This window comes from Vibrio sp. QJM3NY_39 (genome assembly GCF_057785895.1).
This window is the reverse complement of the sequence record NZ_CM173506.1, coordinates 129,531-147,516: the sequence shown is the minus strand read 5'-3', so window position 1 is coordinate 147,516 and position 17,986 is coordinate 129,531. Positions and strand designations below refer to the sequence as shown.

Annotated in this window: 17 protein-coding genes, 1 pseudogene and 1 riboswitch; of the genes and pseudogenes, 12 read left to right on the top strand and 6 right to left on the bottom strand. The window is 43.8% G+C overall.

What is annotated here, in order from left to right; all coding sequences use genetic code 11:
• Window position 1 precedes the first annotated feature (1 nt).
• Window positions 2–622 (top strand): cytochrome c oxidase assembly protein, encoded by a 621-nt coding sequence (locus AC3CHU_RS16720; RefSeq protein ID WP_488525973.1) that lies wholly within the window; start codon window positions 2–4, stop codon window positions 620–622.
• 38 nt (window positions 623–660) lie between these two features.
• On the top strand, window positions 661–1,545 hold the full coding sequence (locus tag AC3CHU_RS16715) for a cytochrome c oxidase subunit 3 (protein ID WP_488525972.1): 885 nt from the start codon (window positions 661–663) through the stop codon (window positions 1,543–1,545).
• A 19-nt stretch (window positions 1,546–1,564) separates the two neighbouring features.
• On the opposite strand, the gene AC3CHU_RS16710 is transcribed toward AC3CHU_RS16715, so the two are convergent.
• Window positions 1,565–1,795, bottom strand: a complete 231-nt coding sequence (locus AC3CHU_RS16710) for a DUF2909 family protein (RefSeq protein WP_029203703.1) — start codon at window positions 1,793–1,795, stop codon at window positions 1,565–1,567.
• Here AC3CHU_RS16710 and AC3CHU_RS16705 point away from each other — a divergent pair.
• From AC3CHU_RS16705 to cyoE, 4 genes are all read left to right on the top strand, one after another.
• Window positions 1,734–2,624, top strand: a complete 891-nt coding sequence (locus AC3CHU_RS16705; RefSeq protein WP_488525971.1) for an SURF1 family protein — start codon at window positions 1,734–1,736, stop codon at window positions 2,622–2,624. The genes AC3CHU_RS16710 and AC3CHU_RS16705 overlap by 62 nt on opposite strands.
• Window positions 2,617–3,225, top strand: coding sequence for a hypothetical protein (locus AC3CHU_RS16700; protein WP_488525970.1), 609 nt, complete (start codon window positions 2,617–2,619; stop codon window positions 3,223–3,225). The genes AC3CHU_RS16705 and AC3CHU_RS16700 overlap by 8 nt, the downstream gene beginning before the upstream one ends.
• Window positions 3,226–3,327: 102 nt before the next feature.
• A complete protein-coding gene (locus AC3CHU_RS16695) occupies window positions 3,328–4,383 on the top strand; it encodes a COX15/CtaA family protein (RefSeq protein WP_108118094.1) in 1,056 nt (351 codons plus the stop codon).
• Entirely contained in the window at window positions 4,373–5,347 is a 975-nt protein-coding gene (gene cyoE, locus AC3CHU_RS16690; RefSeq protein WP_488525969.1) for a heme o synthase, read from the top strand. Before AC3CHU_RS16695 ends, cyoE begins: the two co-directional genes overlap by 11 nt.
• Window positions 5,348–5,458: 111 nt before the next feature.
• Here the strand turns inward: cyoE and gbpA are convergent, their stop codons facing one another.
• Window positions 5,459–6,925, bottom strand: coding sequence for an N-acetylglucosamine-binding protein GbpA (gbpA, locus tag AC3CHU_RS16685; protein WP_372243501.1), 1,467 nt, complete (start codon window positions 6,923–6,925; stop codon window positions 5,459–5,461).
• Window positions 6,926–6,998: 73 nt separating this feature from the next.
• A riboswitch (cyclic di-GMP riboswitch) is annotated at window positions 6,999–7,088 on the bottom strand.
• 327 nt (window positions 7,089–7,415) lie between these two features.
• On the opposite strand from gbpA, the gene AC3CHU_RS16680 reads away from it, so the two are divergent.
• The 4 genes from AC3CHU_RS16680 (at window position 7,416) to aroG (ending at window position 10,133) form a co-directional block, all read left to right on the top strand.
• The gene (locus tag AC3CHU_RS16680) at window positions 7,416–7,769 is read left to right on the top strand and encodes an XRE family transcriptional regulator (RefSeq protein WP_488525968.1); all 354 of its coding nucleotides are present in this window, start codon (window positions 7,416–7,418) and stop codon (window positions 7,767–7,769) included.
• Window positions 7,770–7,867: 98 nt separating this feature from the next.
• A complete protein-coding gene (locus tag AC3CHU_RS16675) occupies window positions 7,868–8,539 on the top strand; it encodes a DUF3313 domain-containing protein (protein WP_488525967.1) in 672 nt (223 codons plus the stop codon).
• A gap of 12 nt (window positions 8,540–8,551) precedes the next feature.
• Window positions 8,552–8,767 (top strand): DUF3820 family protein, encoded by a 216-nt coding sequence (locus AC3CHU_RS16670; protein ID WP_004730103.1) that lies wholly within the window; start codon window positions 8,552–8,554, stop codon window positions 8,765–8,767.
• Between the two features lie 313 nt (window positions 8,768–9,080).
• The gene (gene aroG, locus AC3CHU_RS16665; RefSeq protein WP_017075824.1) at window positions 9,081–10,133 is read left to right on the top strand and encodes a 3-deoxy-7-phosphoheptulonate synthase AroG; all 1,053 of its coding nucleotides are present in this window, start codon (window positions 9,081–9,083) and stop codon (window positions 10,131–10,133) included.
• A gap of 121 nt (window positions 10,134–10,254) precedes the next feature.
• On the opposite strand, the gene AC3CHU_RS16660 is transcribed toward aroG, so the two are convergent.
• The 3 genes from AC3CHU_RS16660 to AC3CHU_RS16650 all read right to left on the bottom strand — a co-directional run bounded on the left by AC3CHU_RS16660 (window position 10,255) and on the right by AC3CHU_RS16650 (window position 14,488).
• Window positions 10,255–11,679 (bottom strand): phosphohexomutase domain-containing protein, encoded by a 1,425-nt coding sequence (locus AC3CHU_RS16660; protein ID WP_488525966.1) that lies wholly within the window; start codon window positions 11,677–11,679, stop codon window positions 10,255–10,257.
• 16 nt (window positions 11,680–11,695) lie between these two features.
• Window positions 11,696–13,231, bottom strand: a complete 1,536-nt coding sequence (locus AC3CHU_RS16655) for a mannose-1-phosphate guanylyltransferase/mannose-6-phosphate isomerase (RefSeq protein WP_488525965.1) — start codon at window positions 13,229–13,231, stop codon at window positions 11,696–11,698.
• Between the two features lie 87 nt (window positions 13,232–13,318).
• The gene (locus AC3CHU_RS16650) at window positions 13,319–14,488 is read right to left on the bottom strand and encodes a mechanosensitive ion channel family protein (protein WP_488525964.1); all 1,170 of its coding nucleotides are present in this window, start codon (window positions 14,486–14,488) and stop codon (window positions 13,319–13,321) included.
• A 184-nt stretch (window positions 14,489–14,672) separates the two neighbouring features.
• On the opposite strand from AC3CHU_RS16650, the gene AC3CHU_RS16645 reads away from it, so the two are divergent.
• The gene (locus AC3CHU_RS16645) at window positions 14,673–15,332 is read left to right on the top strand and encodes a potassium channel family protein (protein WP_488525963.1); all 660 of its coding nucleotides are present in this window, start codon (window positions 14,673–14,675) and stop codon (window positions 15,330–15,332) included.
• 9 nt (window positions 15,333–15,341) lie between these two features.
• Window positions 15,342–16,698: pseudogene (locus tag AC3CHU_RS16640) on the top strand (TrkH family potassium uptake protein).
• Window positions 16,699–16,795: 97 nt separating this feature from the next.
• Here the strand turns inward: AC3CHU_RS16640 and msrB are convergent.
• Window positions 16,796–17,938, bottom strand: coding sequence for a peptide-methionine (R)-S-oxide reductase MsrB (msrB, locus tag AC3CHU_RS16635; protein WP_017075818.1), 1,143 nt, complete (start codon window positions 17,936–17,938; stop codon window positions 16,796–16,798).
• Window positions 17,939–17,986 lie beyond the last annotated feature (48 nt).

Sequence of the window (17,986 nt, the reverse complement as noted above, 5' to 3'; positions counted from 1 at the left end):
TATGAGCGATAACAAAAACCACCAACAAGACAGCGATAACCAGCCATCATCTAAACGCTCGACAAAGAAATTGACGGGCTACTTGGTGCTGAGTGTGATTGGCATGTTTGGCTTTGGCTTCGCTCTGGTTCCTCTGTATGACGTGATGTGTGAAGCCTTGGGGATCAACGGGAAAACCAACACGGTTTCAGCGGTTCAGCCTCAAGGAATGCAACCTGATTATTCTCGCACAGTTCGAGTGGAGTTCATGTCGCACATCAAGCCAGATATGCCTTGGCAGTTTGTGCCTGAAACTCGAGTGTTAGAGGTTCACCCTGGGGAAGTGGTTCAAACGAACTACATAGCGAAAAACTTATCGGGTCTTTCGTTAGTTGGGCAAGCGGTGCCATCGGTGTCTCCCGGAAATGGAGCGACATATTTTAATAAAATGGAGTGCTTCTGCTTTAACCAGCAGCCTCTGGACGGACACAAGAGTGCGGAGATGGGGCTGATCTTCTACATTGAGCCTGAGATCCCAGAATCGATTCATACGCTCACTCTCTCTTACACCTTGTTTAATATCACGAGTGATGTTGGCTTGAACAAGAGTCAGGCTCAAGCTGAGACACTCGCAAGTAACTAGGGATTTACAGAACCAGTATCAACATAAGGAGTTGAGCGATGAGTTCTAAAAAGGAAGTTTATTTCGTTCCACATCAAAGTCACTGGCCGCTGGTCGGGGCTATTGCTCTGTTTCTTGTCGCGGTTGGCGCGGGTTTAACGGTGCAACACATGGAGACCGACTCTGCTGGTGGTGTGTTTGGGAAAGTAGTTCTGTTCGTTGGCTTTGGTGTGCTGCTGTATATGCTTGCCGGTTGGTTTAGCAACGTCATCACAGAATCATTAAGTGGGCTCTATTCTGAGCAAATATCTCGATCCTTTAGACAGGGCATGAGTTGGTTTATTTTCTCTGAAGTCATGTTCTTCGGCGCTTTCTTTGGCGCGCTTTTCTACGCTCGGATGATTTCTGTGCCATGGATTGGTGGAGCAGGAAACAACGAGATGACTCATGAGGTGTTGTGGCCGATGTTCCAATCTATTTGGCCTTTGACAACAGCACCTGATGGCGGCACAACAGAGGCGATGTCGTGGCAAGGCATCCCGCTTAAAAATACCATCATCCTGTTGATCTCTTCAGTGACGCTTCATTTAGCGCATTTAAGTCTCGAACAAAATAAACGCATGGCATTGATCGTCTGGCTAGAAATCACCATTGTGCTGGCTGGGTTCTTCCTGTTCTTCCAAGTGGAGGAGTATGTTCATGCCTATCAAGAGATGGGGCTAACACTCCAGTCTGGAATTTATGGCAATACCTTCTTCTTACTGACGGGGTTCCACGGTCTACATGTGTGTTTAGGTACCATATTTTTGATTGTGCTATTGGCAAGGGTCGCTAAAGACCACTTTTCTCCTAAAGACCATTTTGCGTTTCAGGCAGGGAGTTGGTATTGGCACTTTGTTGATGTGGTTTGGTTAGGGCTGTTTGTGTTTGTTTATGTGCTTTAACGGTTGAGCCTATAGGGGATTAATAGGGGCGAGGGTTGGGAGTTATCACTCCTGAACCTAAAGCCAGTAATAACAGTAACACGACAACAGCTGACCACATCACACGACGACCCAAGAAGTGGCTCAGTCTTTTGCCATTGTGTTTGCCCGAGGCGATTTGGATTAGGCCTTTCATCAAGTTGAAAGCGATGAAGAACAGCAAAGCGACCAACACAATTTTAAACAACAACACAAAGGTAGATGACGCCATAGTGATAACTCCAAACCGATTGATTGATGATGAACACAAGTTCCGTAGTAAAGGTTTTTGGATAGCGGTTGTTTTAACTGTGGTTTCAGTCGGCATTTTAATCAAGTTGGGTTTGTGGCAGTTAGACAGAGGTAACGAGAAACTACGTTATGAACAGCAGCTATCAGAAAGAGCGCAGCAATCACCTAGGTCATTGGATGGGGTTATCTCTGAATTGCAGAACTCGCGTACACAAGCGCAAAATTTATCTGAACAGCAGTCTTTAAATGGTTTGAAGGTTGACGTGACATTGGAAACATCAAGTGGTTTGGTGATCTTGTTAGACAACCAGATTAACCAAGGAACGGTGGGGTATGTGATTTATATGTTGGGGGAAGTTCAAGGCCAAGGAAAGCAGTTCTTGCACAAACATCAACTACTGATAGACCTTGGGTTTGTTGTGGCAAGCCGTGACAGAAGAGAGCTACCGCAACTAGGAAATATCACATTACCAACCAATATGTCAGGGCGTTTGTACACACGTTCGGTGAACCCTCTAAGTCATGAGTTGGCTTTAGAAAACACAACGCCTAAAAGAATTCAAAACATCAACATCACAGCGTTATCAGAGTACACAGGGCAAGAAGTGCTGCCCTTTGTTTTCCAACCTCAAAGCTTAGATTCATGGCCTTATGAGTTGTTGTGGCGACCAACGGCGATGAAATCTGAAAAGCACTTCGGTTACTCATTTCAATGGTTTGTAATGGCAGCGGTACTTTTGTTTTTGATGTTGTTAATTGGCTATCGGTACCTAAAAGCGACACCTATCACGGAGAACAACGATGGATAAATCTCAAGCACAAGTGAACAGGGAAAGTACCGAGGCAAACATGGCTGAGCTTAGAAGCCGTCGTACTAAGGGACGTTTGGTATTAATCGGACTCGTTCTAATTTTCGCTTTGCCAGCGCTTATCGCCAAAACTGTGTTGGACCAGAATTGGTATACGTCAGGTGTCACTAACTCAGGCGAATTAGTAGAACCAAGAGTCACGCTAGCGGATTTTGGCGTAACGGTACCCATGGCAGGAGAGGGTTGGGTTGTGGGTTATATCGCACCGATGGAGTGCGAAAGCTTGTGTGAACAACAACTCCATTATTTGAATCAAAGCTACTTAGCGTTAGGGAAAAACAAAGAGCGAGTGACCGCCGTTGTTTTCGTCTCAGAAGGTAACTCGTTGTTGGGTTCGCTCAACAAGCCTGATTTGTCGTTTTTAGCTGGTGGTGATCAATTAAGTACTGAGTTTGCACCCGCTTCTATTGTCATAATTGACCCACTCGGGCAATTGGTTATGGAATACAAAAGTGTTTCTGATCCTTCGCAGCTAGTCAGCCAATCTAAAGGCATGATTCATGATCTAAGAAAGCTGCTTAAGCTGTCACGAGTTGGGTAGTTAATCAGCTTAAGTTGATAAGCTTGAGTTGATGAGCTTTAGCAGATTGCGTTAATGCTGAGTGTTGTTAGTGAAAAGGGAATAAGTATAGGGAGATAAACGATGCAGAATAAAGCCCCTGATTTGCTCATACACATGATGAGATTAACTATCTTGTTAACCCTTACCGTGATTGTGCTCGGCGCTTATACCCGTTTGTCTGATGCTGGCCTTGGCTGTCCTGACTGGCCTGGGTGCTATGGAAAGATCACCGTTCCCTCGAATACCCAAGCCGTTAATCAAGCCAATCTACAATTTCCAGAACGAGCTCTCGAAGCAGACAAAGCTTGGATAGAGATGATCCATCGCTACTTTGCAGGAACATTAGGGCTGCTTATCTTTGTCGTTGTTGCTTGGTGTATTAAAAAGAATATAACAGCTGCTGGTCTTCCGTTACTTATCTCTGCAACCGTGATATTTCAGGCTTTGCTTGGAATGTGGACGGTGACTCTCAAGTTGATGCCCGTTGTGGTTATGGCGCATTTGATGGGGGGCTTCACGTTGCTGTCACTGTTGTGTCTGCTCTACTGTCGTTTGTCTCAATTCCAAAACCGTTTCGGCGAGGCTTCCTATTCTTCACCACTTAAAGTCTCGGCACTATTCGGATTACTCATTGTGGTCGGGCAGATACTGCTCGGTGGCTGGACATCGTCAAACTATGCCGCTCTGGTGTGCACCCAATTACCCATCTGTGAGGGAAACTGGGTAACTTATCTCGATTTCAAAAATGCTTTCGATTTTGCTCAACACGGACATGATAATTATGAGTTTGGTGTGTTGGAGTATCCAGCAAGACTTACCATACATGTCATGCATCGTTTTGGCGCTATTGTTGCCACATTAACTGTGTTGATGATTGTGTATCAACTTTGGAAGTTGGGTAAAGCACCTCAACAGAAGCTGAGTATCATTGTTGCGATGGTGTTGTTTGCTCAAGTCAGTTTGGGGATTAGCAATGTCTTGTTCCACCTGCCGATATCCGTTGCGGTTTTGCATAACCTAATGGCGGCAATGTTGCTTGTGAGTATGGTTGTGACTAACTTTGTGGTGTGGCAGTACAAACCAAGCGAGTGTTTGGCTAAGAACAATGTATTACAAGGAGGTAATCATGGTCAGTAGAACGTCGACACAAAATAGAGTGGTGGTTCAAGACGCAGCTTCAAGTCAAGAGATAGCTGCCAGCGGTGAAAGTGCTCTAAAAAATGAGCTGGCCTCGAAAAGCAAAACCACTTGGAAGGTCTATTTAACACTGACCAAGCCCAAGGTGGTTGCTTTGATGCTGCTAACTGCACTGGTTGGGATGTGCTTGGCCGTGCCGAATGGATTGCCTTTACAACAAACTGTGTTCGGAATGATTGGGATAGGGTTAATGGCAGGTTCAGCGGCTGCGTTTAACCACTTGATCGATAAAAAGATCGATGGGCAAATGACTCGCACTAATCGACGACCTTTACCGTCGGGTGAACTGAGTAGTGTGCGTGTGTTCAGTTTTGCGTCTGGTATCGGCTTACTTGGGTTTGCCACGTTAGTGGTGTGGGTCAATCAACTGACCGCTTGGTTAACCTTTGCAAGCTTGTTGGGCTACGCGGTGATTTATACCATGTACTTAAAGCGAGCGACGCCGCAAAACATTGTGATAGCAGGGATCGCTGGTGCAATGCCTCCGCTGTTGGGCTGGACGGCAGTTACTAATGAGCTTCATTCAAACGCTTGGTTGTTGGTGATGATCATCTTTATCTGGACGCCTCCGCATTTCTGGGCATTGGCAATTCATCGTCGTGATGAGTATGCCAAAGTGAATATCCCCATGCTGCCTGTGACCCATGGTATTGCTTACACCAAAACATCGATTTTGCTCTATACCTTGCTGCTAAGCATCGTATGTATATTGCCAGTGTTGGTCGGCATGAGCAGCTGGATATATCTGAGCGCTTCATTGGTGCTCAACGGTGGGTTTGTTTACCACGCTTGGGTACTTAAGTATCGTGATGAGCCTAATATGGCGATGAAGACCTTTAAGTTCTCCATCTATCATCTCATGATCTTGTTTGTTGCTCTGTTGGCAGACCACTATCTACTTTAACAACTGGCGTTTCTACTTTTACTGAACAAGAAAACGGATGCTTTGGGCATCCGTTTTTGTTTGGTTGATGACTAAAACGCACTTAATACAAAGTAAGTATCTAGCGAGTACTTAGTCCACTTTGTTCCAAGCACTTTGCCAGTGTGAACCGACACCTGGTTCGTATTGAGTTGCTGTTGGAGCCCATTGAACACAGTAGCCAGAGTATGGGAACTCTTTACACTGATAAACGCCACCATCGCTGCTCAGAACCTTTGTTCCTGCTGTGTAAGACTCAATGCTTTCTGGGAACACGAAGTCGTAGTCGCCTGCTGGTGGCGGTGTTTGCTCGTCCATTAGGTGGAAATCAAGCGTGTTCTGATCTACTAGGTTACCTTGGTCATCTTTCGTCACGACCACAAGCATGTGGTGGCCTGGTTCCGACTTAGATAGAGTGAGTTGAACATCTTCAACTTGTCCATCTGATAACTCAGATTTCTGAGATGCAAGTGCTTCACGGTGATGGTTGTAAACGGTCAGTTCTGCTTGAATATCGCCAGTTGCTGCTAATGTAAGACCAAGCTGTGTAGGTTGGTTTTCATCAATAACATACTCAGATTCTAGGCCTGTGACTTCTAACTCATGATCTGGCTCTGGAGTATCAATCTTGTAACCGATCTCTACGCTCTTAAAGCCTGAACCTGATTTTAGATAAACAGGGTTCGTGCCATACACTGGCGCGAAATCGTTTTGATCGTTCAGCTGACCTGCTTTGATTTGCGTTTGCTCTTGATTGATCTTCGAAGCAAGCGCGTAAGACCAGTTGTTTGCTTTACCTTGTTCGTTGTTCTCAATCACTAACTCTGTACTGTATGAAGCGTTCTCACCAGATTGGTCGAAGACACGAGTGTAAACTGCGTCGCCAATGTTGAGGTCTTGAGTTGGATTGATTTGACCGCCTTGATCCCAATCCGGGATAACAGGGCCATCGCCGTCAAATTTTACATCGATAACGTTGTAGAAAGCCGCTGCAGTATCACCCACATCCCATACAGCAAGAATCACTTGATAACCTTCACGCTCTGGTACATTACACAAGTGGCTGACTTGCATCGGTGGTTGTTCCATATTGCCTTCAACAACGCAGAATGGCGTTAAATCAAAAGAACTGCGTGCCAAAGGTTGGTTTGGGTTCCAATCTGGTTGAGTAATGTAATATTTCCAATCACGGGTTTTGTGGTTCGCTGTGAACGTCCACTCAAAGTACTGAGATCCAGATTTGATAGGGCGCTTAACCCAGCGGTCTGCGGTTTGCTCGTCTAGCGCTGCCGCTAAAGAAGATTGTGCACTAGCGATTTTTCCATCGGCAGGGCCGCTTTCAGGAAAGCCCTCAGGGCCTTCTACACTTTGTGGTTCATATTGAATACCACCACAGCCTGTGTTTTTTTGTTGTGTATCACTCGCTGGGAATTTACACAACGCGACACGGCTTTCTGCTACGCCATTATCGTATGCCGAGACATAACCGTGACCGAAGCTTGCTCCACTGACGCTAAGTAGCGATAGCGCGATGAGCGATTTTTTTGGGAGTTGTTTCATTATTTGTCCTTAACTGTATTTGGCCGACAAAAAAGAGAACACTCCGGCATGCATTTACACTTAAATTCTATTAAGTGGCGGCCCCGCTATCATAGACAGAATATATGTCGACAGACCGGTGGCTTTGCGTCCTATTCTTTCAAATAGTTTGCCAGAAGTGAGTTTGAGCAAACGAAATGTAGCCAACAGCTTTTATAAATGCGACACAATAGATTTAAATGTGGAATGCTAATCTCGAACTTATAATTCTTAATACAAATTAACTTGCCATATGTGTTCCTAGGTAACATATAAACAATTGATATAAATAAATAAAGAAAGTAATTGCTCTAATTGTCTCTGTGAATGATTAATGGTTATTATTCTTTGTTCCTTACACCGATTGAGCGCATATCAAAACCAAACCTTTGGTTTCCACTAACCAAATCCTGACACGCCATGTATGAAAAGCCGGACAATTGATTGGTATAAGTTATATAAAGGAAGCAGTATGGAATTCACAGAACTAGATAGAGACGCGTTATATCAAACGTGGATGTCACAAAAGTCGCGAATGCGAATTACGCAAATGGAGTTTTCAAAAAATCTTGGAATGAACCAGCTTGATTTCTCTAGAGTGCTAAGAGGCGAGACGCCATTAACGATGTCTTTCATTAGCCACTTTTGTCGCTTACTTCACTTAGAACCTAGGAATGTGTTTCCTTCGCTTAAAGAAGGTAACAAGTCAGGGCCTAAAGTCGTTTATTTGAAAAGTAGAATGAGTGTTGATGGTGAAATTCAAAATGCTTACATCGAAGGAAATCAAGTAATCGTAGAGTATGCACACACCGTTCAGCATGATTAATTTTAGATCCAGCTTTGATTCTTAACTCCTTTTCTACAATCCTTTCACTTAGGGTATGGCATACTTGGTTGAAATATTGAATTTAATCTAAGTGCGCTATGAAACCTTTAAAATTTCTCTTGTTTGTCGCAACCTGCATTTTCATGTTTGGTTGTGCCGGCGGCCCGATTAAAACCGCAACCAAATTTACTACTTATGAAGATTTTCGACCTGGACCTGGTGGCGGTGTCGATTTAGTGTGGGCAAGAGTTGGGCTACGTGACGAACAACGTTTGAAATCCAAGTTGGATGACTATGACTCTGTGGTGATCGACCAAATCTTTGTTCTTGCAGAAGAAGGGACGTTGAATCAAGAAGAGATTCAAGAGCTCACTGACCATATGATTACCCGTTTGGAAGAGAAAATATCGCCTCACAAAACGATTGTTGATGGGCCTACGGGTAAAACGTTACGTTTAAGCATTGCCTTGAGCAACGTTGAAACACCAAATCCTATCCTAGCCGTAACCAGTAGTGTTCTACCATTCGGTCTTGCTATATCGACCATATCTAAGGTGGCAACTGGTGAGCACACCAATGTGGGTAGCGCTAGTGTCGAACTATTGGTAAGCGATGCTCAAGAGGGTACGCCATTATTTGCTGCCATCGACCGTGAAGCGGGTAATAAAGATTTTTCGACGATGATTGATTCGTTGGACGACGCCAAAGACGCGATCAACTATTGGGTTGAACGTTTAGGTGATACTCTACAGAACATCGGCGATGCATAGAAAGAGCACGTAATGCTAGAGAAAGAGAACCTGATTAAACTTGCTAGAATGCAGATGCCATTTGGCAAATACGCTGGTCGCACATTGATCGACTTGCCTGAAGAATATTTGCTGTGGTTTGATAAAAAGGGATTCCCTAGCGGTGAGCTAGGCGACTTATTAAAACTGTGCCTTGCGTTGAAAATCGAAGGGCTTGATAGTGTCGTCAAACCTTTGAAAAGAATGTAATTTAATTGAAGCTCACGCTAATAACGTGAGCTTTTTTATTTTAGATTATCATTAGATATTACGTGTATAGTGGGATTTGAAAAACAATGGACCTTATCCCGAGATAAATTGCGCAATCGATAGCGTGTAAACAATATTATACGGGGTGTTTTAAATATAAAACACAAAAAAAATTGCGTTTTTTTTGAATTAGTGATTGAAACTAGAGTTTTTACTAGTTAAGTTACAGGGAACAAGAAGATAAGTGCTGATGGAAAGTTACGTGAGATAACCTACATTCAGCTCAAGGATAGAAAATAGGAAGAAGTAAGCGATGTTTCAGACTGATGATGTAAGAATTAACAAAGTAAAAGAGTTATTACCACCTGTTGCTGTTTTAGAAAAGTTTCCAGCGACAGAAATTGCTTCTTCTACAACCTTTGAAAGCCGTAAAGCGATTCATAATATTTTAGAAGATAGCGACGACCGCTTACTTGTTATCGTAGGCCCATGTTCTATTCATGACACAGAAGCTGCACTTGAATATGGCAAACGCTTGAAAGTGTTACGTGATGAACTAGGCGACAAACTTGAAATCGTAATGCGTGTTTATTTTGAAAAACCACGTACAACTGTTGGTTGGAAAGGTCTGATTAACGACCCATACATGGATGATACGTTCAAGCTAAACGATGGTCTTCGTCTAGGACGTAAGCTACTGCTTGACCTAACTGATATGGGAATGCCGACGGCAAGTGAATTCCTAGATATGATCACGCCTCAATACGTTGCTGACCTAATTAGCTGGGGTGCAATTGGCGCACGTACGACTGAATCTCAGGTTCACCGTGAACTTGCTTCAGGTATTTCTTGCCCTGTAGGCTTTAAGAATGGTACTGATGGCAACATTAAGATCGCAACCGACGCGATTCGTTCAGCGAGTGCTTCTCACCACTTTTTGTCTGTAACTAAGTACGGTCACTCCGCTATCATTGAAACTGCAGGTAACCCTGATTGCCATATCATCCTACGTGGTGGTAAAGAGCCAAACTACAGTGCAGAGCATGTAAGCAAGATTAAGGAAGAACTAAAAGCTTCAGGTCTTCCAGAGAAGGTGATGATTGATTTCAGCCATGCGAATAGCTCTAAGCAGTTTAAACGCCAAATTAACGTATCTGATGACGTAAGTGCACAGATTTCAGGTGGTGATAAAGCTATTTTTGGTGTGATGATTGAATCTCACCTTGTTGAAGGTCGCCAAGACTTGGTTGACGGCAAAGCAGCGACATACGGTCAGTCTATTACCGATGCTTGTATTGGTTGGGAAGATACTGAAACAGTACTTCGCCAACTGGCAGATGCTGTTGAAGCTCGTCGCAACAAGTAAACTAATTACAGTCAGCGACTAAGCGACTGAAAATTCAAAGCCCTTATTAGCAATCGCTAGTAAGGGCTTTTTTGTGGCTCTTAGTTGAAAATTAGTTAAAAACTGGAAGTGCTTTGTATTCTTAAATGAAAAAAGACAGTAGCTCGTCGACTTTAAGTGACAGTAAAGTTCTATCTTGCTTGGTTTCCACGTTGAGGCGTATCAACGGCTCTGTATTGGACTTTCTTAAGTTGAAGCGCCATGTCCCCATATTCATGCTGAGCCCGTCTGTGTGATCGATCTCAACGGCATCAACTTGATAGTGCGACAACACATAAGCCATGACTTGTTCTGAGTCTGAAACTCTGCGATTTATCTCTCCGGAAGAAGGGAATCTATCCATACTTGCGCTGGTCAATTGGTGAAGAGATTGTTGGGTTTTCGACATCAATTCAATAACCAGTAGCCAAGGAATCATTCCTGAATCGCAGTATCCAAAATCACGAAAATAATGGTGCGCACTCATTTCACCACCGTACACAGCGTTTAATTCTCGCATCTTCTCTTTGATGAGCGCATGCCCAGCTTTGACTGCAACAGCCTTCCCATCAAGCTTATTGGCGACTTCAATCGTGTTCCATGTCATACGCATATCGTGCAACACTGTGGCGTTAGGCTCTTTTAACAAAAATGCTTCAGCGAGCAACCCGACAATATAGTAACCCTCAATGTAATTGCCATTTTCGTCAAAGAAAAAACAACGGTCAAAATCACCATCCCACGCAATGCCAAGGTCGGCAGAATGCTCTAAGACTGCATCTCGAGTCACTATTTGGTTTTCTTTAATCAATGGGTTGGGGATGCCATTAAGGAATTTCCCGTCAGGAGTATGGTGAACCTTGATGAAGGTGATAGGGGCACTGAGTTCGTTAAATTTCTTCTCTAAAGCATCAATGACATGTCCTGCAACGCCGTTTCCTGAGTTAACCACAATCTTCATGGGTGAAAGTTTAGAAGGTGTTATGTAGGAGAGTAGCTGGTCTACATAAGGGGCGAGAATACTGGTCGATCTGCCTGAGTTATTTGATTGAACATGAACGATCGGCAAATCGGCGTTCAGCTTTTGATTCAGTACTTTAATGCGTCGTTTTATTTTATTTAAACCACTGTTTTTACTGATGGGGCTAGCGTCAGCACCGACCAGTTTCATTCCGTTGTAATTGATTGGGTTATGGCTGGCTGTGATTTGTATTCCGCCAATCGCTTTTAAGTGACGAGTCGCAAAGTAGACTTCTTCAGTGCCAGTCATCCCAAGGTCTATTACGGCTATCCCAGACTCGATTAAGCCTTTGGTCATGGCTTCTTGTAATGAAAGGGACGTTTCTCGGTTATCTCGACCAATCACCACTTGAGCCAAGCCATCTAATGAAGTTTCAGGTGTCATGGATAGGGCGTACTCGCCAAATGCCTTACCGAGCAGATAGGCGAACAGCTCGTTAATTTGAGAGCCAATAATGCCGCGAATATCGTTGTTCTTAAAGCAGCTAAGATCTAATGTTGGTTTCATTTGATTGTCGCCGCTTCTATTTCGATTTTTTGTTCCGAGACGAAGAAGCTTGTTCGCTTCGAACGTCTCGCCCATAGCTGTCTTGATATCGAATGATATCGTCTTCACTTAAATGGCTGCCGGTTTGAACTTCAATCATTTCAAGAGGTGTCTCGCCAGGGTTCTCTAGGCAGTGGATGTGACCTAAAGGGATGTAAGTCGATTGATCTTCTTCGACGAGATAGGTTTTCTCATCGTTGGTCACTTTCGCAGTGCCAGCTACTACTACCCAATGTTCCGCTCTATGATTATGCATCTGTAGTGAAAGCTGATGACCCGCTTTTACGGTGATACGCTTAACTTTGTCTCGCTTTCCTAAATCAATCACATCGTATTTACCCCAAGGTCTAAATACCTCACGATGATGAATATGCTCCGTTCGACCTGCTTGACTTAGTTGACTAACAATCGATTTAACCCCCTGAACCTTGTCTTTATCTGCGACTAATATGGCGTCTTTGGTCTCGACAATAATCAGGTTATCGACACCTACAGTAGCAACTAGCTTGTTTTCAGCATGAATATAGTTGTGTTGAGAGTCGACGGTTAACACGTCACCTTCAATGACGTTGTTATGCTCATCTTTGTCGCTTACATCCCAGATAGCAGACCATGAGCCAATATCATTCCAACCGACATCCATCGGGATCACAGCTGCGTGCGAGGTCTTCTCCATCACGGCATAATCGATGGAATCGCTTGGGCTGCTTTTGAATGCTTCAGCGTCGATACGGATAAAGTCGAGGTCGGTATTTTGCTTTGCAAGAGCGAGTTTACAAGCCGCTAATATCTCGGGGTGGTGATCGGCGAGTTCTTCAAGATAGCGTGATGCCTTAAACATGAACATGCCACTGTTCCATAAGTACTGTTCTGAGCGGATGTATGCTTCTGCGGTTGCTTTATCGGGCTTTTCTACAAAGCACTCAATGTCGTAAGCATAATGGTTTGGTTGGTCTGTAATGTTGGTTTCTAGTTGTAGGCTAGAGATAAGAGGTTGCCCTTGTTTGATGTAGCCATAGCCAGTCTCTGGAGCATTCGGGGTTATACCGAATGTCACCAGTTTGCCTTGTTTTGCGTAATCAACACCACGGTTAATGGATTGTTGGAATTCAGAGGTTTTAGCGATGTGATGGTCGGCAGCAAGCACTAATAAGATTGGGTCAGCCGCTTCTCCTTTAGTGTCATGAGACTTGGTCAAAGCTTGCAAGGCTGCAAGTGCGATGGCTGGCGCAGTATTTCTACCGACAGGTTCTAACAGAATGCCGCTGTGCAGGACGTTAGCTGAGCGAATTTGTTCAGCAGCGATAAAACGATGCTCTTCATTACAGATGATGAATGGCGCATCGCAGCTGCTATCCGTTAGGTGTGCGTCGATACCTTGCAGGCGTTGAAGTGTTTGCTGAAGCATCGACTGTTCGCCAGCAATATTCAGGAATTGCTTAGGATAGAGCTCTCGAGACAGTGGCCAGAGGCGGCTACCAGAGCCGCCAGCTAAGATGACAGGTAAAATCATAAGGTGGTAATCGGTTGTATAGGGTTACTACCACCATATTACCACGCCTCACGCTTATTACTTATCGATAACCAAGAAGGATGTTGACTATCGATGACCTTCCGTAGGGGAGTTCAACATGTCTTTGGGATCGCTAACATTCTGATTATCACCTAGGCTTTGAACGCTGTTATGACCTTGAACATTAGAAAAGTTTTGAGGGTCAATCTTGAGTGTCTGTGTTGGGAACGCGATGTCTGCATTGTGTTTATGAATAATCGCCAGAACCTGTAACAGAACGTCTTGCTTCACTTTGTGGTACCTGATCCAGTTGACCGTTTTTGTGAAGGTGTAGATAAAGAAGTTCAGTGTTGATGGCCCAAATTTGTCAAAGTTAACGATCAACGTCTGTTTGGCATCAATATCTGGGTGGGTCTCGAGCATGGTTCTTACATCATCAACAATGAGCGCCAATTTGTCTGCATCTTGATAACGAAGACCAAAGGTTTCATTGATTCTACGATTCAACATTCTCGATGGGTTCTCTACCACAATACTACTGAACACCGAATTTGGAACGTACAAAGGACGCTTATCAAAAGTGCGGATAATCGTCATGCGCCAGCCAATGCGTTCGACAGTACCTTCGATTTGACGATCGGGAGAGCGTATCCAATCACCGACTTTAAAAGGGCGGTCGAAGTAAATCATCATGCCACCGAAGAAGTTCGACAGTAGATCTTTAGCGGCTAAACCGACGATTAAACCACCGACACCACCAAAGGTAAGCAAACCCGATAGGCTCAGCCCAAACGCCTGCATGATGGTTAAGCCACCCATCACCATAAAGAACAGTCGAGCCACCTTTGCGATAGCCTGTACTGTGGTTTCGTCTCTGGTTTTTTGCTCTAAGACATACTCTTCAGAGTTACTGATCATTCGCAGCGTAAACCAAACAAACGTAGATATGATCAGTATGTGTTTAAGTGTTCTTAGCCAGTTGATTTCATTACCAAACTGGTCTTGAAGAATCAAGCCAACAGACACGGTAGCAGGCCAGCACCAGATCAGGGTACTCACTGGTGTTTTTAGGGCATCTAGAATTAGGTCATCCCAGTGGAACGGGGTCTTCTGAACCAGTATTTCTAAGCGATTATGGACAATTCGCCAAATCACCCAAGCAAAGAAACTTGCAATGGTGATAAACAAGACGCTATTTCCCCAGCTATTGTGGCTCTGGGTGATGTAAGTTTGAACTTGGTTTATGAATTCATTCATAGTGTGTACTGCCGCAGAAATTATGGGTTCGAAATTAGCAGAAATCACTTTTGTTCTCTACCTTTATAAATCAAGCGATTAGCTGACAATCGTATCTATCTATGGATATATAGTCGTTTTTTTGTATGAAGACAATTTAGTTATTTGTTTTCGACGTTACGTAGCTTTGCAAGTGGAGCAATGAATGAGTGACAAACAGTTTGCCGTTATTGGGTTAGGGCGATTTGGCCTTTCTGTGTGTAAAGAGCTTCAAGATTCAGGAGCTCAAGTTCTTGCTGTTGATATCGACGAAGATAAAGTGAAAGAGGCTGCTGCTTTTGTGTCGCAAGCGATTGTTGCCAATTGTACCAGTGAAGAAACGGTAGTTGAGCTTAGGTTAGACGATTATGACATGGTCATGGTGTCAATTGGGGCTGACGTTAATGCCAGCATCCTGGCTACATTGGTCGTCAAAGAGGCCGGGGCTAAAACGGTTTGGGTAAAGGCCAATGATAAATTTCACGGTAAAATCCTTTCGAAAATAGGTGCTGATCATATCATCATGCCGGAACGAGATATGGGAATACGTGTCGCTCGAAAAATGCTAGATAAACGCGTCCTGGAATTCATAGATCTCGGTAGCGACCTAGCGATGACAGAAATCGTAATAGGACATAAATTCTTAGGAAAACGACTCTGCGATTTAAACCTGTGTAAAGAAGCGGATATACAAGTCTTAGGCTTTAAGCGCGGTCCTAACCTAACCAAGGCGCCGTCGTTGGATATCAGTTTGGAGATAGGTGATGTCGTTATTATTGCAGGACCGAAAACTCTCTTGGCTCATAAACTCAAAAACTTATCGTAAGGTGAGTATATGAATTCGTTAAATCGAAGAGGGCTTTTTTACGCTTTAGAGCAAGATAACAAGCGCAAAAAAGGCTCTGAACCTGACGAGCTTTCTTGCGGTGCTTATTCCTTCTGCGATATTGCTGACTCTGCCTGTTTTCTCGGTTACAGGATTAAGTTTTACGGATGCATTGTTTACGGCTACATCAGCGATCAGTGTGACAGGATTAGGCGTGGTCGATACTGGTGAGCATTTCACTTTGTCTGGAAAGATCTTGCTGATGTTTTTGATGCAAGTTGGTGGCTTAGGGCAGATGACGTTGTCTGCGGTGCTGCTCTACATGTTTGGAGTTCGGCTAAGCTTGAAACAACAAGCGTTGGCGAAGGAAGCGCTTGGACAAGATCGTAAGGTTAACCTCCGAAAATTAGTCAAGAAGATTATCATCTTTGCATTGGTTGCAGAGTGTCTTGGTTTCGTGTTGCTCTGTTTCCGTTGGGTTCCTGAAATGGGTTGGGCAACGGGAAGCTTTTATGCGCTTTTTCATGCGATTTCAGCGTTCAATAACGCAGGCTTTGCCCTATTTTCAGACAGTATGATGAGTTTTGTCGATGATCCATTGGTGATCTTTACCTTAGCGGGCCTATTCATTTTTGGTGGACTAGGTTTTACGGTGGTTGGCGATCTCTCGAGTAATTGGCGTAGAGGATTCAAACACCTTCATCTACACACTAAGATAATGTTAACGGCGACACCGACTTTATTGTTAGTAGGCACAGTGATGTTTTGGTTATTGGAGAGGAATAACTCAACAACGATGGAAGGTTTGTCTATCCAAGGTCAGTGGCTTGCGGCTTTTTTCCAGTCTGCTAGCGCACGTACTGCTGGTTTCAATAGCGTGGATTTATCGCAGTACACACAACCTGCATTGTTGGTGATGATAGTACTGATGCTGATTGGCGCAGGCTCAACTTCTACAGGGGGCGGAATTAAGGTATCGACCTTTGCCGTGGCATTTGTTGCGACCTGGACTTTTCTACGTCAGAAAAAACATGTGGTGATGTTTAAACGTACGGTAACGTGGCAAGCGGTAACAAAGTCATTGGCCATTATTGTGGTAAGTGGGGCGCTATTAACCACTGCGATGTTTTTGTTAATGCTTACTGAAAAAGCGGCGTTTGATCGAGTTATGTTTGAAGTGATTTCTGCTTTTGCAACGGTTGGGTTAACGGCGGGGCTAACAGCTAATCTTTCTGAGCCTGGGAAATACATCATGATTGTCGTGATGGTAATAGGGCGGATTGGTCCTTTGACTTTAGCTTATATGTTAGCTCGTCCAGAACCGTCCTTATTGAAATACCCAGAAGATACTGTGTTAACGGGTTAATAATGTTAACAGGCTAATAAACAAAGTTTTGTTAGTAATAAAAAAGCCAGCGATCTGCCGGCTTTGTTGTTTATGCTTGGCTTTTATGCAGAGCTATTTAACCCTCAAACATTTCCACGTATTCCTCATAACCTTGTTCTGCTAATTTATCGGCAGGGACAAAACGCATAGCAGCTGAGTTCATGCAGTAGCGTAAACCTGTTGGTTTTGGACCATCTTTAAATACATGACCTAGGTGAGAGTCACCAAATTTACTGCGAACCTCTGTTCTTGGGTAAAGCAGTTTGTAGTCAGTAGTCGTTACGACATAAGCCTCGCTGATTGGCTGTGTAAAGCTCGGCCAACCGGTACCTGATTTGTATTTGTCTTTTGAAGAGAATAAAGGCTCACCCGTTACGATATCAACGTAAATACCTTCTTGCTTGTTATCCCAGTATTTGTTGTCAAACGGGCGCTCTGTTGCGTCGTCTTGTGTCACATCGTATTGCAGTGAAGTTAGAGACGCTTTGATCTCTGCATCAGACGGCTTGTTGTATGTCTTAGTATTGGCTGTTGCATTCTTACCATCGATGATCTGACGGATGGTTTGCGGGTTTTCTTTTCTATCATCACCGAAGATTTTATCTAGGTACTGATCACGACCAGAAGCGTAGCGGTAGTAGTTATAACGAACCTTGCTCTTCTTGTAATAATCTTGATGGTAATCTTCCGCTGGCCAGAATTTTTCAAATTCAATCAGTTCTGTTTTTAGTGGTTCACCAAAGATCTGAGCTTTGTCGATCTCCATCATGAAGTTTTGAGCGACGTCTTTTTGCTCTTGGTTATGATAGAAAATAGCAGGTCGATATTGTGGACCTCTATCAACGAATGAACCCTTGTCATCAGTTGGGTCGATATGTCTGAAGAATTGGTCAAGCACCTGTTCATAGCTAACCACATCAGGGTTATAAGTCACGTTGATCACTTCGATGTGGCCAGATTTACCCGATGAAACTTGTTTGTAGGTTGGATTTTCTAGCTCACCACCAGAATAGCCAGAGATAACGTCGGTGACACCGGTCAGCTTCTCTAAATCGGATTCTGTACACCAAAAACAACCACCAGCCAGTGTCGCGATTTCACTTTTACCTGAACTAGCCGTTTTATCCATTGTATTGGCAGTGCCAGTTTGGCTTACAAATAGCGAAATCAGTGGTAGCGCAACCACGAGTGATACCAATATTTTAGATAATTTATTCATAGATACCTCATCTTGACGTTTTTCTCATTCGATTTTGAATGTACGAAT

Excerpts from the sequence above, each read along its gene's own strand:
- AC3CHU_RS16720 (WP_488525973.1), top strand. The coding sequence starts at position 2 with ATGAGCGATAACAAAAACCACCAACAAGACAGCGATAACCAGCCATCA.
- AC3CHU_RS16715 (WP_488525972.1), top strand. The coding sequence starts at position 661 with ATGAGTTCTAAAAAGGAAGTTTATTTCGTTCCACATCAAAGTCACTGG.
- AC3CHU_RS16705 (WP_488525971.1), top strand. The coding sequence starts at position 1,734 with ATGAAGAACAGCAAAGCGACCAACACAATTTTAAACAACAACACAAAG.
- AC3CHU_RS16710 (WP_029203703.1), bottom strand. The coding sequence starts at position 1,795 with ATGGCGTCATCTACCTTTGTGTTGTTGTTTAAAATTGTGTTGGTCGCT.
- AC3CHU_RS16700 (WP_488525970.1), top strand. The coding sequence starts at position 2,617 with ATGGATAAATCTCAAGCACAAGTGAACAGGGAAAGTACCGAGGCAAAC.
- AC3CHU_RS16695 (WP_108118094.1), top strand. The coding sequence starts at position 3,328 with ATGCAGAATAAAGCCCCTGATTTGCTCATACACATGATGAGATTAACT.
- cyoE (WP_488525969.1), top strand. The coding sequence starts at position 4,373 with ATGGTCAGTAGAACGTCGACACAAAATAGAGTGGTGGTTCAAGACGCA.
- gbpA (WP_372243501.1), bottom strand. The coding sequence starts at position 6,925 with ATGAAACAACTCCCAAAAAAATCGCTCATCGCGCTATCGCTACTTAGC.
- AC3CHU_RS16680 (WP_488525968.1), top strand. The coding sequence starts at position 7,416 with ATGGAATTCACAGAACTAGATAGAGACGCGTTATATCAAACGTGGATG.
- AC3CHU_RS16675 (WP_488525967.1), top strand. The coding sequence starts at position 7,868 with ATGAAACCTTTAAAATTTCTCTTGTTTGTCGCAACCTGCATTTTCATG.
- AC3CHU_RS16670 (WP_004730103.1), top strand. The coding sequence starts at position 8,552 with ATGCTAGAGAAAGAGAACCTGATTAAACTTGCTAGAATGCAGATGCCA.
- aroG (WP_017075824.1), top strand. The coding sequence starts at position 9,081 with ATGTTTCAGACTGATGATGTAAGAATTAACAAAGTAAAAGAGTTATTA.
- AC3CHU_RS16660 (WP_488525966.1), bottom strand. The coding sequence starts at position 11,679 with ATGAAACCAACATTAGATCTTAGCTGCTTTAAGAACAACGATATTCGC.
- AC3CHU_RS16655 (WP_488525965.1), bottom strand. The coding sequence starts at position 13,231 with ATGATTTTACCTGTCATCTTAGCTGGCGGCTCTGGTAGCCGCCTCTGG.
- AC3CHU_RS16650 (WP_488525964.1), bottom strand. The coding sequence starts at position 14,488 with ATGAATGAATTCATAAACCAAGTTCAAACTTACATCACCCAGAGCCAC.
- AC3CHU_RS16645 (WP_488525963.1), top strand. The coding sequence starts at position 14,673 with ATGAGTGACAAACAGTTTGCCGTTATTGGGTTAGGGCGATTTGGCCTT.
- msrB (WP_017075818.1), bottom strand. The coding sequence starts at position 17,938 with ATGAATAAATTATCTAAAATATTGGTATCACTCGTGGTTGCGCTACCA.